We start from the raw sequence: 15,034 nt of genomic DNA, 5'->3' as shown, positions 1-15,034 counted from the left end.
TTATTTAACACTTAATGTCAGTCTGGCGACTCGAACGACGTTGTTGCCGCGCCTGTTGCTGCTTTTTCATCAACTCTTGACGGGTACGCCGCTCACCGGCTCTACTGCGAGTGGTTCGTTTATGTTGGCTCCCAGTTAGGTAACGAGCTTGAGTATAAATAGTGGGATTGGCGAATAGTTTCGCTACCGCGACTTCTATGTCAATTTGCTCTCTCAGCTTGGACTGAAGTCGAACAATAGACATTGAATTACCACCTGCTTCAAAGAAATTCTCATGGATACCAATATCTTTACGTGTCAGTAATTCGCACCAAATATCTGCTAATGTTCGCTCGAGGTCAGTTTCTGGTAGCACGACATCGGTCTTTACATCTTTTAGTGTGATTTCTGATGCAGATAATGCTTTACGGTCTACTTTTCCGCTTGGTGTGAGGGGCAAATCCTCAACCAAAACAAACCGTGAAGGGAGCATCCATTCAGGTAACGAAGTACGTAGATAAGCACGTAACTCATCCTTAGCAAGTTCAAGAGGTTCATCGCTTTGGCTTGTCGTAATCGGGAAGCCAACTAGCCAAGCGACAAGTTGCTTGTTGTCATCTTCACCCACAACACCTACCACTGCATCCTGAATATGTGCATGGCACCGTAAAGTGTTCTCAATCTCGCCACATTCGATACGAAACCCTCTAATCTTCACCTGTGTATCAACCCGCCCAAGATATTCGATATCCCCATCAGGTAACCATCGGCAAAGATCACCGGTACGGTAAAGGCGTGTGTTGTCATCACGCTTAAATACACCTTCAATAAACCGCTCTGCAGTTAGCTCAGGTCGATTAAAGTACCCTCGAGTAACTCCCCCACCACCAACATAGAGCTCACCGGGGATCCCTATCGGTACAGGTTGTTGCCACTGGTCAAGAATGTAAGCATTCAGATCCGAGACTGGTTTGCCAATGTTACTGGCTCGCTTATCTGTGTCGCTTGCAGTGAGGATATGCAAAGTCACATGTACTGTCGTTTCAGTGATCCCATACATATTGACTAAAGTTGGCCTTTGTTCAGCATGGCGTTCAAACCAAGGTTTAAGCCGAGAAGGTGTAAGAGCCTCACCTCCAAAGATCACCCAGCGAAGCGATAACTGTTCAGCAATGTGAGCATGTAGCGTTTGCTCATACTCAATCAGCTGATAAAACGCAGATGGCGTTTGATTAAGCACAGTGACACCTTGTTCTATGAGCAATTCATAGAACAGCGAAGGAGAGCGCGTAGTCATATAGGGTACTATCACCAGTGACCCACCGTAAATTAATGCCCCCCAAATCTCCCATACTGAGAAGTCAAATGCGTGCGAGTGAAAGAGTGTCCACACATCTTGCTTACCGAAATGGAAAGTTTGCTCTGTAGATTGGAAAAGTCGCACCACATTCCTGTGTTCTACACAAACTCCTTTTGGTTTACCTGTGCTGCCTGAAGTGTAAATAATATAGGCGAGGTTTTGCACTCCAGTTAAGGTCTCCGGATTAGCACTACTTTGTCGTGCTATCACTTCGGTTTCGGCGGTAATATCTAGTACGTTCACTGTACTTTTAGGTAATTTAGATTTAGTTTCATCGTGGCAAACCAAGACCCTAAGGTCCGCGTCTTCAACCATAAAAGAGAGGCGCTCAAGTGGGTAATCAGGGTCCAACGGAACATAAGCACCACCGGCTTTCAGAATGGCCATTAATCCGACCACAACATCAATGGATCGCTCTAAAAATAAACCAACGCGTATTTCAGGTCCCACGCCTTGCATACGAAGATAATGAGCGAGACGATTGGCACGTACATTAAGTTCACCATAACTTATTTGCTGATGCCTAAATGTCAGCGCTATGGCATCAGGGTTGCAAACAGCTTGTTGTTCGAACAGCGTATGAACACAGCTTTGAGGAGCGTCAATAGACGCCATCGCGATGTTGCTCCACTCTTGTAACAACTGCTGTTGCTCTGGTGGTGTTAACAGCGGCAACTGAGCGATTTTAGTCTGAGGATCTTCCGCCACCGCCTCTAACAAGGTTTCATAATGCCCAAGCAAACGCTTTATTCTGCAGGCATCAAACAAATCTGAATTGTACCGACATATCCCAGATAAAGACTCTCCCGCCACATCAATAAGATCAATACTTAAATCAAACTGTCCTTCTTGTTGTGTCATCCTGAAAGGCTTCAGTGTCAGTTCACCACGCTTGAGTGTATAGCTCTCATCAGCACCCAAGAAAAATGGCGCCAAATCATCATCTTCTTGAGGTTGCTGTAGGTTAAATTCAACTTGAAACAGAGGGAAGCTATTACTGTCTCTTCGCGGTTTCAGACGCTCTATTAGCAACAAAGAAGGATAGTCTTGATGAGCCAAGGCTTCTAACGTGTTTTTTTGCACCTGACGAAGAAACAGAGCGAAATTTTGCTCAGCATCTAGCTTTGCGCGTAGCACTATAAAATTAAAAAAGCATCCACAAATATCTTTAAATTCAACTAAACTGCGGCCTGCTGCGGCAGATCCTACCCAAATGTCATTCTGTCCAGTATAGCGATGAAGTAATACCTGAAAGGTGGCAACCAACATCACATACAAGGTATGTCCAGACGTACGAGCCTGTGTTTTAAGTTTTTGAGTCAGCGCCTTTGGTAAAGTAAATATAATAGAAGCCCCATTATTAGACTGCGATAATGTGCGCTGTCTATCAGCAGGCAAATCTAGACTTGGAGGTTGCTCAGCCAACTGCTTCTGCCAGTATTTCCATAACCGCTCCCCCCCTTCACTAGAAACCAACTTACTTTGCCAACTAACAAAGTCTTGATATTGCCAGGTAAGTGGAGGAAAATTAGCGGGTTTCCCAGCTTTTAGCTCTGGATACAGCGTTAAGAATTCCGACATCAAATTCCAAAACGACCAACCATCTGAAATGATGTGATGTGTGGTTATCAGCAAAATATGCTTATCTACAGCTTGTTTAAATAAACTGGCCCGAAGCAATGGACCATTCTCTAAATCAAATAAGCGCAAATAAGAGGCGCGTGCCCGTTGATATACCTGCTCGTCACTTTCACCCACCACATCAAACTCTTCAAAACACACACTTTGATGGGGATGTATTGTTTGCATTGGTTCACCATTGCGAACAGAAAATGTGCTTCGCAATGATGGATGGCGATCAACCAGTGTCTGTAGCGCCAATTTCAGTGTAGGTACATGCAAGTAAGATAAAATACGCCAGTGCATGGTTACATTGTACGCAGGACTTTTGGGAGCATTTAGATACAAAAACCAAAAAGCTTTTTGACCGTAAGATAATTCATATGTTTCTACTTGTTCCTGCTTCACAAGCGCTGGCAACTGAATTGAATGCTCTAACATATCTCGGGTTTCAAGGGTGGACGCCATTCGCGTCTCTGATACTGCATCGCTGAGCGAGGTTAAATAAGCAATTATGTCTTGTTTATTGGCTTGCAATTGCGCTTTTAGCGTTGGAGTGATCCCTGATCCCGTCGTTCGCACCATTAAATCCCCACCTTCCACCCAAATTCGACAGTTAATCTCCTTAAGGTCGGCCAATAAGGTACGTACCGTTTGCACAACACTCATATCTTAAACTCCTTTTCCCCTTCTTTTAGCGCATCTTGTGGTTTGCTATTACGGTCATGTAAAGGATTAAGCTCTGCAAGCAAATCAAGCAATGTAGTCCCATCCCCCATTAATGTAGTGATGGCTATATCTACACCTAACTCTGAACGGATATGGTTCCCTAAACCAACGGTCATCAACGAGTCTAGCCCCATCGAATTCAGTGGTTGTTGTGAGTCAATTTGTGCGGGGCTTAGTTTAAGGACCGACCCTAACTTTTCACGAATAAAACGCTCTAAGATCTCATCGTGATGTCGCCAACTCGCTTGCTCTAGCTGGTGTTTAATAGTCATAGCGCTAGCATCCTGTGAGTCTTTCTGATCCAGCTCAAGTAAAAACGCTGGAATTTCTCCAGGATAAAAATCCGCTAAAAACGTAGCTAACCCACCAGGAAACACAAACGCTCGGCCTTGTTGAGGGTTACTAAGTAACGATTCAAGAGTCGACAAGCCATGATCTGTGGACATCATGAATTTACTCAAACTGTCCTCAGCCTCAATGCTGTCTGACATACCTCCATCAGCCCAAAAACTCCAATTAATACTTAGTGCGGTGAGTCCTTGTTGATAGCGATATTGTGCGAGCGCATCAATAAAAGCGTTACCCGCGGCATAACTGGCCATATTGAGGCCACCTAAATGCGCAGCTGACGAAGAGAAGAGTACAAAGAAGTCTAGCGGTAAGGACTGCGTGTGATGATGTAAATTCCAACTCCCCTCAACTTTTGCAGCCATCCCTTGACTAAACTGAGACCAACTTTGATGATGCAGTGCTTTACGGTCAATCACTCCTGCTGCATGAATAATGCCCTTTAATGTCGGCATATCTAAGTTGATTTGATGGAAAACCCGAGAAACATCGGCTGGATTGGCAACATCAGCTTTGATAACTAAGATATTGGCTCCCAAGTGCTGTAGCTTTGCAATCTCAGCTTGTGCATAGTCAGAAGGCGTGCTCCGCCCTACCAACGCGATATTGCACGCTCCTTTTTCCACCAACCAGCGAGCCAAATGTAATCCTAGCTTGCCTAAGCCTCCTGTAATTAGGTAGCTCTTATCAGCAGACAGCTCTACTTTTCCTTGCTGCGGCAGCGTGGGGCTTTTTTGCATTCTAGCGACATAGCGCCTGTCATCCTGATAAGCAATGTGATCTTCGGTTTTATCGCAGCTTGCGAAGACTGTGATTTCACGAAGTAAGTCGCATTGAGATGGACCATCTATAATCCCACCCCAAAACTTCGGATACTCTTGTGATATGACCTTAGCAAGGCCCCACAGTGGTGCCTGACAAACAGCTAATTCACTTATTTCACCCGACAAATTCACAGCGTGACGCGTAACCAACCATAACTTTGCATGCTGTAGATCAGAGAATGTTCGTAGTAGGTGTAATACACTACCGCAGATTAGCTTTTGTGCCTGGCTCAATGCCTCTAGCGTTAATTCAGGTACCTGTAAGACATCTAAACTCCAAAGGTGCACAACTCCCTTAAGAGGTTCTCTTTTACTTTCGTTAAGTTGTTCAAAAAGCTGTTCAAAGTCGCTGAGCTTGTTAGGGTCGATATGGTATATTTCCCGACAATTGAGAGTGCTGTAATCCCCCTTTACATTCTCGTCATTTGATGCGCTTTGGTTGTAGACTAAGGTGCAACTATCACCCTGCTGCTGAAGTGATGCCGCTAAAGCCTCTCCCTCTCCAGACCTGTCTGCAAATACCAACCAATGGCCAGTGCCTGTTTTCTGCTCCTGTATAGCAGGCTCAGATGATGGCACCCAATTCAATTCGTAAAAGTCTTCTATTTCCTTACCAAAATGACTACGCAGCGTCTTACCTGCTATGCGCACAGCCGTTAATCCCTCTATACTGGCAACTACTTTACCAGCATCGTCACATACCAAAATATTCAGGGTTAAACTTTGTGTATCCAAGCTCACTTCAGCGGTATCGACTACTTTTACCACACTCCATAGGGTATTGTTTGCGGCACCATAAACCTGCACTTTTTTCATCGACACTGGCAGCCAAACTTTGTCGGTTTTATCTGCAGGGTCGAACATGTTGACAAACATGACCTGTAAACAAAGATCCAACATAGCTGGGTGAATTCTTCGTCCTTGGGTATCTAGAGATGTGTCACCACCAAGCAACGACTCCGGCAGAGTAACCTTCCCTATAGCAAGCCCTTCACCCTGTTGCACTTGCTCAAGAGCTTGAAAATCAGAGCCAAAATGCAAACCTCGAGCCTTCCATAATGCGTATAATTCTGTCACAGACAATACACCGAGGCACTCAGACAATAGCTGTTCAAGATTGATAGGTTGGGGCTGAGAATTAGCTTGTCTAGCTACTAACGTCCCTCTTACATGCGATATCCATTGGCTGTGCTCATCTTGACTAAAGATCTGGAAATTTTGACCTTCATCACTTGTTGCGCCCACTTTTGACATCACCAATTGAAGCGATGAAGTATCGTGCTCAGACAAAATCAGCGCCTGCTCAAACGAGATATCTTGAAGAATAAGACTGCTAGACTTGGGATTTTGCATATCTTGGCACGCCATACCAGCAGAAAATGCCATTTCTAAATAGCCTGTGGCAGGTAAAACAGCAGAGCCAAATACGTGGTGACTAACAAGCCACGGCACCGTTTTCGCTCCCATATTGTTGGCAAAGCGGATCTTATCGGTATCTGCTAGTTGTAACTGCTGACCAAGCAAAGGGTGTACAGACGAGTCTTGAATTATATCTGTAACAGTACTTAAAGGGGGCATCCAGTATCGTTGACGCTGAAATGGATAAAGAGGTAGCGAGACTTTAGAACGCCCATATCCCTCATCAAACCTTTGCCAATCTACTTCGCCACCGTGTATATGCCAACGTCCAAGGCTCTCTAATAGCGGTTGCCAGTCATCAAGTGCTTCACGCAAACTGGGAAGGTAAATATGATCCACGTCATTCACCAAAAGTTGCTCAGCCATACTCAGTAAAATAGGCTTAGGACCAATCTCCAAAAATGCGCTAACTCCATGAGTTTGTAGTGTTTCTATACCGGATGAAAAACGTACCGGTTGGCGTACATGCCGCACCCAGTAATCAGGAGATAGCAACTCCTCGGTAAGCATCTTTCCTGTTACGTTTGAGCAAATTGGTATCTTTGGTTTATCAAAGCGAATGGTCCTCGCCACTTTTGCAAATTCATCCAACATTGGTTCCATCATCACTGAGTGAAAAGCGTGAGAAACTGATAACGCTTTGCTTTGTATTCCATGTTCAGCCAAACCTTTGACAAACCGTGCCATTGACTGAGATTCGCCAGACACAACGGTATTTTCCGGGCCGTTAATTGCGGCTAGCGAGATCAAATCCGCAAAGGGAGCTATCAGCTCTTGCGCTTTTGCTTCATTGACTGGCAATGCCACCATATCTCCACGCGAACATAAGCATTGCATCAACCGCCCACGAGCTGTAATGAGCTTTAAACCATCTTCCAAGCTAAAAACACCTGCTATACATGCTGCCACATACTCGCCAACACTATGTCCCATCAACACGGTTGGCCGTACCCCCCAAGATAGCCAAAGCTTTGCAAGTGCGTATTCAATAGCAAACAGCGCAGGTTGGGTGTTCATAGTTTGATTCAAGGTTTCAGTGTTTGATTTTTCACCATAAAGTAAATCTAACAGTGGCACGTCTAAATCACGTAAAACGACATCACACTGTTCGAGCTCTGCACGGAACAACGGCTGAGTTTCAAATAGCGTTTTTCCCATCGCCAGATACTGGGATCCTTGCCCAGAAAATAAAAATGCCAGCTTTGGCGCTTTCTCGCGAGCTTTTGCAGTGAGATAATGGCGGCATTCTAGCTGTTGTAAAGCCTCCTCATAAGTGCCAGCAGTCAAGCTCAACCGATGTTCAAAATGGTGGCGTTTAGTTGCCGCTGTGTAGCAAACATCAGCCAAAGAAGCACTAGGATAGTCCTTTAGGTGTCTTGCCAAATTATGGGCCTGCTGCCGTAGTGCATTCGTCGTTTTACCAGACAGAGTCAGCAAATGGAGGGGACGTTCAATATGACGATTTTGCGACCTTGCATCCATGGTTGGTGCCTCTTCTAACACCACATGCGCATTGGTTCCTCCCATCCCAAAGGAGCTAACGCCAGCACGGCGTGGCACTTTCCCGCTTTGCCACGGCATCAGCACGGTATTCACGTAAAATGGTGTATTAGAAAAGTCGATACTTGGATTGGCTTTATTAAAATGCAAGCTTGGCGGGATTTGCTTATGCTTCAATGCCAACACAGTTTTAATTAAACCAGCGATACCTGCAGCTGCGTCCAAGTGACCAAAATTGGATTTTACTGTACCAATCGGACAAAAACCTTTTTTGTCAGTGCCAAAGTAAAATGCTTTGGTCAGCGCTGCAATCTCTATGGGATCGCCAAGTTTTGTACCAGTACCATGTGCTTCTACGTAAGAAATAGTTTCAGGGTCTATGCTTGCAATAGCTTGGGCTTCAGAAATCACAGCAGCCTGCCCTTCAACACTTGGCGCAGTGAAACCAACTTTGCCCGCACCATCATTGTTAATCGCTGAGCCCTTAATCACGGCATAAATGGTGTCACCGTCAGCAAGCGCATCATCAAGACGTTTTAAGGCAACAACACCCGCACCATTACCAGGTACCGTTCCCTGTGAGTCAACATCAAAAGCGCGACAGTGACCATCCGGTGCCAACATCATTGCTTCATGATAAAAATAACCACTTTTATGTGGTGTGCGAACCGAAACACCACCAGCTAATGCGATATCACACTCGCCATTGATAAGGCTTTGACAAGCCATGTGGGTTGCAACAAGAGATGTTGAACAAGCCGTTTGAATGCTGACTCCGGGACCCTTAAGATTAAGCTTGTATGATGCGTGCGTGGCCAAATAATCCTTATCATTACCAAGCAGTGCCGAAAAAGCTTCAGCTTCCAAAAATGGCAGTTCGGCTGATACACGTTCAAAAAAATAGCTGGTCATTCCTGCGCCAGCATAGACCCCTATGGAATATTCATCTTTATTAGCAGAATAACCTGCGTCTTCTATTGCCTCCCAAGCACACTCCAAAAATATGCGCTGTTGTGGATCTGTAGTTTGTGCTTCTTTAGGAGAAAAACCAAAAAAATTGGCATCGAATTTATCAATATCCTCAAGTATGGAGCCTGATTTTACATAGTCAGGTCTTGCCAAGACCGTGGGACTAACACCTGCTTTTTTTAGCTCCTCATCTGAGAACGTAGTGATAGACTCGACACCACCTTTCAAGTTATCCCAAAATTTCTCGACGGTTTGAGCCCCAGGGAAACGGCAAGCCAATCCAATTACAGCAATATCTGAGTCGTTAATCGAATCTGAAATCGTCATTGTGTTATTTCCCTTAATTTAATTTGCTCTTTCCAGCCTTTAAAGTGCTTTGTGCGCTGTTGAATCGACACCGCCACAGTATTTTTAATGATCATCTCATGAGCTCTCCGCTCGGCTGCGTTTCCTTGCCTGCCTTTGCTCTTTTGCCGAGTGCCTACTCGTACGGCGTTTGTCTACTCTGGAGTTTCTTGCTGTCTGGGTCGCTAATTCATCTCCACCAAGATATCCAGCTAATGCATGAATGGTTGGGTGTTCAAAAAGCTTTGTGATTGGTATTTCTCGGCCAAGAGATTCCCAAAGCTTCGCGTGTAGTTGGACAATAGATGCAGAATCACCACCAACGTCAAAAAAGCTGTCGTAAATACCGACGCTATCGCACTGCAACAATTCCCCCCAAGCTTCAGCAAGTCTTTGCTCCAGCTCGGTTTCAGGTTGGTTTTGCTCACTTGGCTCATCAATTTGAGACATATCTGGAGCGGGTAATGCGTTACGATCAACTTTGCCGTTAGAGGATAATGGCAAGGCATCGAGAATTGTTATCGTGGTAGGTACCATGTAAGCTGGCAGCAATGTCCCTAGGTGAGATTTAAGCGCTTTGATTAGGTTGACGTGCGTGGTTTGAATCAGCACTTCGCCGTTGTCAACTACCACAAAAGCGGCAAGGGACTGGAGATTTTGCTCATTTCCATGTGCAATAACCACAGCAGACCGAACACTCGGGTAATCACTCAAGAGCGACTCAATCTCTTTAAGCTCTATGCGGTGTCCACGGATCTTCACTTGGAAGTCGGCTCGCCCCATGATCTCCAAATTGCCATCAGGTAAATAGCGAGCTAGATCACCACTTTTGTATAGGCGTTCACCAGTTTCAGGATGATGTATAAATAATGCTTTGGTTTTTTGTTCATCTCCCCAGTAACCTTTGCCAACACCACGACCGCCAACATAAAGATCACCTGTCACCCAAACAGGACATGGCTTAAGAGCTTGATTAAAAACATGTAATGTTTGGTTAGCAAGTGGCTTGCCGTAGGGGATGCTTTGCCAATGAGACTCAACCTCTTCAATAACATAATAATTATTCCAAATGGAGGTTTCTGTCGGACCGCCAAGTCCCACAATCATCATCTGTGGCCATAGATTACGAATACGACGAGGCAGGTTAACAGGGATCCAATCACCGCTCATCATAACCAACCGCATACTGGGGGGGATAAATTCGCTTCGGGGTTCAAGATAATCAACCAGCATCTGCTGTAACGCTGGTACGGTGTTCCAAACTGTCACCTTATGTTCGATCATCAGCTCATGCCAGTGCGCGGGATCTCTCAATCCCTGCTGCTCTGCCATAACTAACGTGCCGCCAGCCGCTAAAATACCAAAAATATCATATACGGAGAGGTCGAAGTGGAGTGCCGACAGGCAAATTGCCCTGTCATTTTCTGTCACTGAGAATTTGCGATTGACATCTAAAACCGTGTTAACAGGCCCACGGTGAGGTAGTATGGTTCCTTTAGGATCTCCTGTAGAACCTGAGGTATAAAGCACATAGGCAAGATCTTCGGGAGCAATTTTTACTTCTGCAACCTGATCTGTTTCATTACTGAGGTTATCTTCTGATATAGTCAGTAGCTCAACCCCTTCAGGTAGTACTTCACATTCAAATTTAGACTGAGTTAAGGCGAGAGTTACTTGACCATCCGTTAATATCCGATCTCTACGTGCTGCTGGCTGATGAGCATCGATCGGAAGATAGGCTCCACCAGCCATTAGGATGCCAAGTACAGCTGCTATTTGCTCCCAACCTTTTTCCATCACAATAGCCACTAAAGTGTTTGGCACTACACCATGGCGTTGCAGCCAGTGTGCCGTGCGTTTAGCGAGGTTTAAAAGCTTTCCATAACTTAAACGATACGAGTTGGAAACCACAGCTAAAGCATCAGGGTGTTGTTCGGCATTCTCAATAAATAATTCGTGGAGTAACTTGTTAGAAAAGTCGGTTGAAGTCTCATTAATTGCTTTGCGTTCAGTAAGTTGCTTGTCTATCAAAAGGTGATGAAAAGCGTGTTGTTGCCAAGCTACGTCATCGCGAGCTAATGCTTCCAACATTTTGCTATAAGCACCGAGCATGTCATCAATAAGTCCTTTAGGGAACAGCTCTTCAATACAATCCCAGTTAAGTATCAACTCTCCTTTGTTCTCAAAAACCTGATAATCTAACCAGACTTGAGGCGTCTGGCTGACAGTGTAAGCAATCTCACCGAATTGACTCACTGATGACATATCGGCACCAAGCGTTCCTAACCCTAAAGTACTGCTGAATACCACTGGCATGGCCGCTCTTTGATTGCCACCTTGTCGCCTTGCCAATTCCCGTAGTACCTGCACGCCATGAATAGCATTATGATCTAAATCATCCATCAACTGCCGTTGAATACGCTGCGCACGTGCAATAAAAGGTTCATCAATGTTATGGTTCACCTCAAGCAGCAGTAAAGAGGTGAAGTCACCAACCACATCGTTTATCTGACGATGTAAAGGTTGACGAGTGAACAACGTAATATTAATAACAAAGTGAGCGTTTTTACTCCAAATAGCTAATACTTCAGCAAAAGCTGCTAATAGCAAAGTAGAAGGCGTTAAATTGACTTTAGCAGCACGGTCTTGCAGGCGACGCCAAGTATTTGCAGGTACCGTGATCCCTCTATGCGTAAATTCATGACTTATAAGTGCTTCTGGCTTTACCGCAAAAGGAAGGTCCGGTGTGGCTGGTAAGTTATCAAGGCGCGCATACCAATATTCTTTTGCCCTATGGTAATGCTCGGTCTCTTTATAAGCTTCCTCAGCTAACACATAGTCTCGGAAATTGATTTCTAATGGCTCAAGCTTGCATGGTTCGTAAATGATATCGTGAAGTTCACGGAAGATAAGAAACATACTCCATGCATCCATGATCAAAAGATCCAACCCGACATGTAACCGGGTGCGACTTTCGCTGATTCTTGTTGCTTTAATCTCGAAGATCGGCCAAGTATAAGGATCTAGTATCTGATGAGACATTTTATCTCGAGTAGCTATCAGTTGTTTTTGAACAAGCGTAGTTGGCTTATTAATAAGGTCTGTAACTTCTATTACATAAGGTGGGACATCGTCTAAGATCTGTTGCCTTCCATCAGGCAACATCACAGCTCGCAGCATATCTTGACGTTCTATCAATCGCTGCCATCCAGCATTAAAGCGTGCCAGCGCCGCATCATCATAGTCACAATCTATTTCGGTGTACCAGTGCGTGGCTACGTTACCAAGGAAAGTGTCACCACGACCGAAAATATAAGCAAGCTGGATGTCTGTAAGTGGGAAAGGCTCAGAGCGTTCTTGTGGTGATGGTATAAGCTGCGGTAGCGTATCATTCGATACTAGCGCATGTTGCACAGGCCCGGTTTTACTATTCGGCAGGACTAACACTTCCTGAATAATGTGCTCTGTTAAGCCATCCAATGAAGCATGCTTAAATAATACAGCAGAAGGTATCGTACACCCCAAGCCAGTTTGTAGGCGATTTCTCAATGCAACAGCGGCAAGAGAGTCCATTCCTAACTCAAAAAAGCTTTCTGTTGGGTCTTGCAATGTTGTTTCATCAAGACGAAAAGCAATTGCGACTTGCGTTTTGACATAATCAAAAAGCTTGTTTTGCAGCTCACGACCAGAATTTAACTGCGCCAATTCATTTGTAAACGCGACAACCTGATTTCTGCTTTGTTTGCGTAGTTCATCTAGTTCGCGCAAACCAACGCGCTGGATCTTGCCCACCGTAGTTTGTGGTAATTCATCGATAAATTCAATCCAGCAGGCATGATGTTTAGTCGAGTTTTCCCGAACAAAATCTTGTAACTCCAGTGCCAGCTCTACTGACGCCGTATAACTATCTTTAAGAGAAACATAAGCAACAGGCGTGATTATCCCTTCATCAACGGAGCCTACAACCCCGGTTTCCAGCACCGATGGATGTTCCTGTAATACCGACTCAATATCTTTAGGCGATACCCATTGGCCGCCAATTTTCATCAAGTCGTCTTCTCTGCCAACGTAATAATAATACCCCTGCTCATCGACTTTAAAAGTATCTCGAGTGTTGCACCATTCGCCCTTCAGGGTTTCTTGAGTCTTATCAGGATTATTCCAATATCCAAGTGTGATACTCTCCCCTTTTATGTATAAAGTTCCTCTTTCGCCTACAGGCAGTTCAACTCCATTATCATCAACTATTTTCGCCTCATACCCATGTACAAGTTGTCCTGTACTGCCAATTTTGGCGCTACCAGCGCGATTGGAGATAAAGATATGTAATGACTCAGTAGAACCAATACCTTCAAGAAGTTCGTGAGCGTCTAGCGAACTACACCTATGTTTTAAAATTCCAGGGTAACAAGCTGTCGATATCGGGCTCAGGCTGGCACAGTTCATCAAGGCAAGCACAGATGTAATTAAATGGGATTAGACCATTTATCTTGGCGGTTTCCACAATGCTGTAAAGGGTGGCACTAGCATGGGCACCGTTAGCCGTTTGGCTAAATAACCAATTCTTTCGGCCTATCACAAACGGTTTTACCGCGCGTTCTGCTCTATTATTATCGATGCTAAGTCGGCCATCATCAACATAGCGTATGAGCTTGTGCCATTGATTTGCCAGGTAATTAGCTGCCTCTATCAGTTTGCTGTTCCCCACTAAATTTGGCTGATCCTGCTCAAGCCATATTCTTAGCTTGCTAAGAATAGGCAGGCTAACCTCTTGTCTTGCCGTATATTTGTCATCCACACTTTTATCTTTGATGCGTGACTCAACGCCGTACAGTTTTTGGATAAGGCTCAATACCACATCCGCTTTGCCGGTTTTGTTTTTACCTTGTAGCTTTTTCGCGTCGATAAATTTACGACGAGCATGCGCCCAGCAGCCGATTAAGGTTGCCTCTGTTCTGGCATAGGCTTGATAGCCATCCACGTGCAAGTACCCTTGATATCCATCAAGATAATTGACCACGCAGGCGGCCGCGCGACTATTGTGGAAGTCGTAAAGTACGATATTAGGGATAGGATTATTCGGGTCTGGTGAATCTCGACCCGAGCAATACACCCACATGTAACTGTTTACTTTGTCCGATTTCACCACCTTTAATGGCGTTTCATCGGCAAACAGCGTGGGTTGCTTTAACAGCTCGGCTTTAAGCCGTTCAACTAATGGCGCGAAGAGTGTGGCTGATTTGTCTATCCAGCTGCTCATGGTCTGTCGACTGAGTTCAATACCGTATTGCTTAAACATCGCTTCCTGGCGATACAGCGGTAACCCGTATTGGTATTTACTGGTGATAAGCTGACTGAGCAAACTGCTGGTTGCAATGCCTTTGTTGATGGGCATGGCAGGCATTGAGGCTTGTTTAATCTGTGTCTGAGTTGAGGATTTATCACAGTGACGGCAGGCGTATTTAGGCCTAATATGCTCAATCACTTTGATTTTAGCGGGTATGAACTCAAGCTTTTCTGACTTATCTTCACCCATTTTATGTAGCTCACCGCCACAGCAATCACAGGTTTTGTCGATGATGTCGTGAATAACCTGCTCACGAGGTAAGTCTTTTGGCAGTGGCTTACGCACCGGCTTTTTACAGGTATAGCTAATGGATTGTTGCTCTGCCTCAACTTCCTCAACAATTTCTTCCACTTCATTGAATAACTCGCCTTGCCCGGCAAAGCCTTCAGCACTTTTGCCGAATTGTTTTTGTTGGGCCAAGCTCCAGCGCTCTTCCAATGCCGCAATCTGGGCATCCTTCTGCGCTAACAGTTTTTCAAGTTCAGCAATGCGCTGTTTAAGGGCGAGTTCATTTTTCATGACGCCTATTTTAAGGCATCATCAAAGGCTTTGCAGTGCTAACTGAACTCACTTTGATGATCATCAATCGATCGC

4 protein-coding genes are annotated in these 15,034 nt (G+C 45.0%); all 4 read right to left on the bottom strand.

Annotated features, from left to right (window positions below; genetic code table 11):
- Positions 1-4: 4 nt before the first annotated feature.
- The 4 genes from NDQ71_RS22245 to NDQ71_RS22230 all read right to left on the bottom strand — a co-directional run bounded on the left by NDQ71_RS22245 (position 5) and on the right by NDQ71_RS22230 (position 14,959).
- The gene (locus tag NDQ71_RS22245) at positions 5-3,628 is read right to left on the bottom strand and encodes a non-ribosomal peptide synthetase (RefSeq protein WP_192540191.1); all 3,624 of its coding nucleotides are present in this window, start codon (positions 3,626-3,628) and stop codon (positions 5-7) included.
- Positions 3,625-9,075 (bottom strand): type I polyketide synthase, encoded by a 5,451-nt coding sequence (locus NDQ71_RS22240; protein WP_301562769.1) that lies wholly within the window; start codon positions 9,073-9,075, stop codon positions 3,625-3,627. The genes NDQ71_RS22245 and NDQ71_RS22240 overlap by 4 nt, the downstream gene beginning before the upstream one ends.
- A gap of 96 nt (positions 9,076-9,171) precedes the next feature.
- Complete coding sequence (locus NDQ71_RS22235) at positions 9,172-13,539, bottom strand: amino acid adenylation domain-containing protein (protein ID WP_301562768.1); 4,368 nt, start codon at positions 13,537-13,539, stop codon at positions 9,172-9,174.
- Positions 13,478-14,959, bottom strand: a complete 1,482-nt coding sequence (locus NDQ71_RS22230) for an IS66 family transposase (RefSeq protein ID WP_301562767.1) — start codon at positions 14,957-14,959, stop codon at positions 13,478-13,480. The genes NDQ71_RS22235 and NDQ71_RS22230 overlap by 62 nt, the downstream gene beginning before the upstream one ends.
- Positions 14,960-15,034 lie beyond the last annotated feature (75 nt).

The sequence above is a fragment of the Pseudoalteromonas sp. KG3 genome, from assembly GCF_030436385.1.
Lineage (GTDB): Bacteria > Pseudomonadota > Gammaproteobacteria > Enterobacterales > Alteromonadaceae > Pseudoalteromonas > Pseudoalteromonas prydzensis.
Note: the sequence above shows the minus strand (reverse complement) of the source record. Positions and strands in the feature narration are given on the sequence as shown.

What these genes read in the sequence shown, in the direction of transcription:
- NDQ71_RS22245 (WP_192540191.1), bottom strand. Translation starts at nt 3,628, where the DNA reads ATGAGTGTTGTGCAAACGGTACGTACCTTATTGGCCGACCTTAAGGAG.
- NDQ71_RS22240 (WP_301562769.1), bottom strand. Translation starts at nt 9,075, where the DNA reads ATGACGATTTCAGATTCGATTAACGACTCAGATATTGCTGTAATTGGA.
- NDQ71_RS22235 (WP_301562768.1), bottom strand. Translation starts at nt 13,539, where the DNA reads ATGAACTGTGCCAGCCTGAGCCCGATATCGACAGCTTGTTACCCTGGA.
- NDQ71_RS22230 (WP_301562767.1), bottom strand. Translation starts at nt 14,959, where the DNA reads ATGAAAAATGAACTCGCCCTTAAACAGCGCATTGCTGAACTTGAAAAA.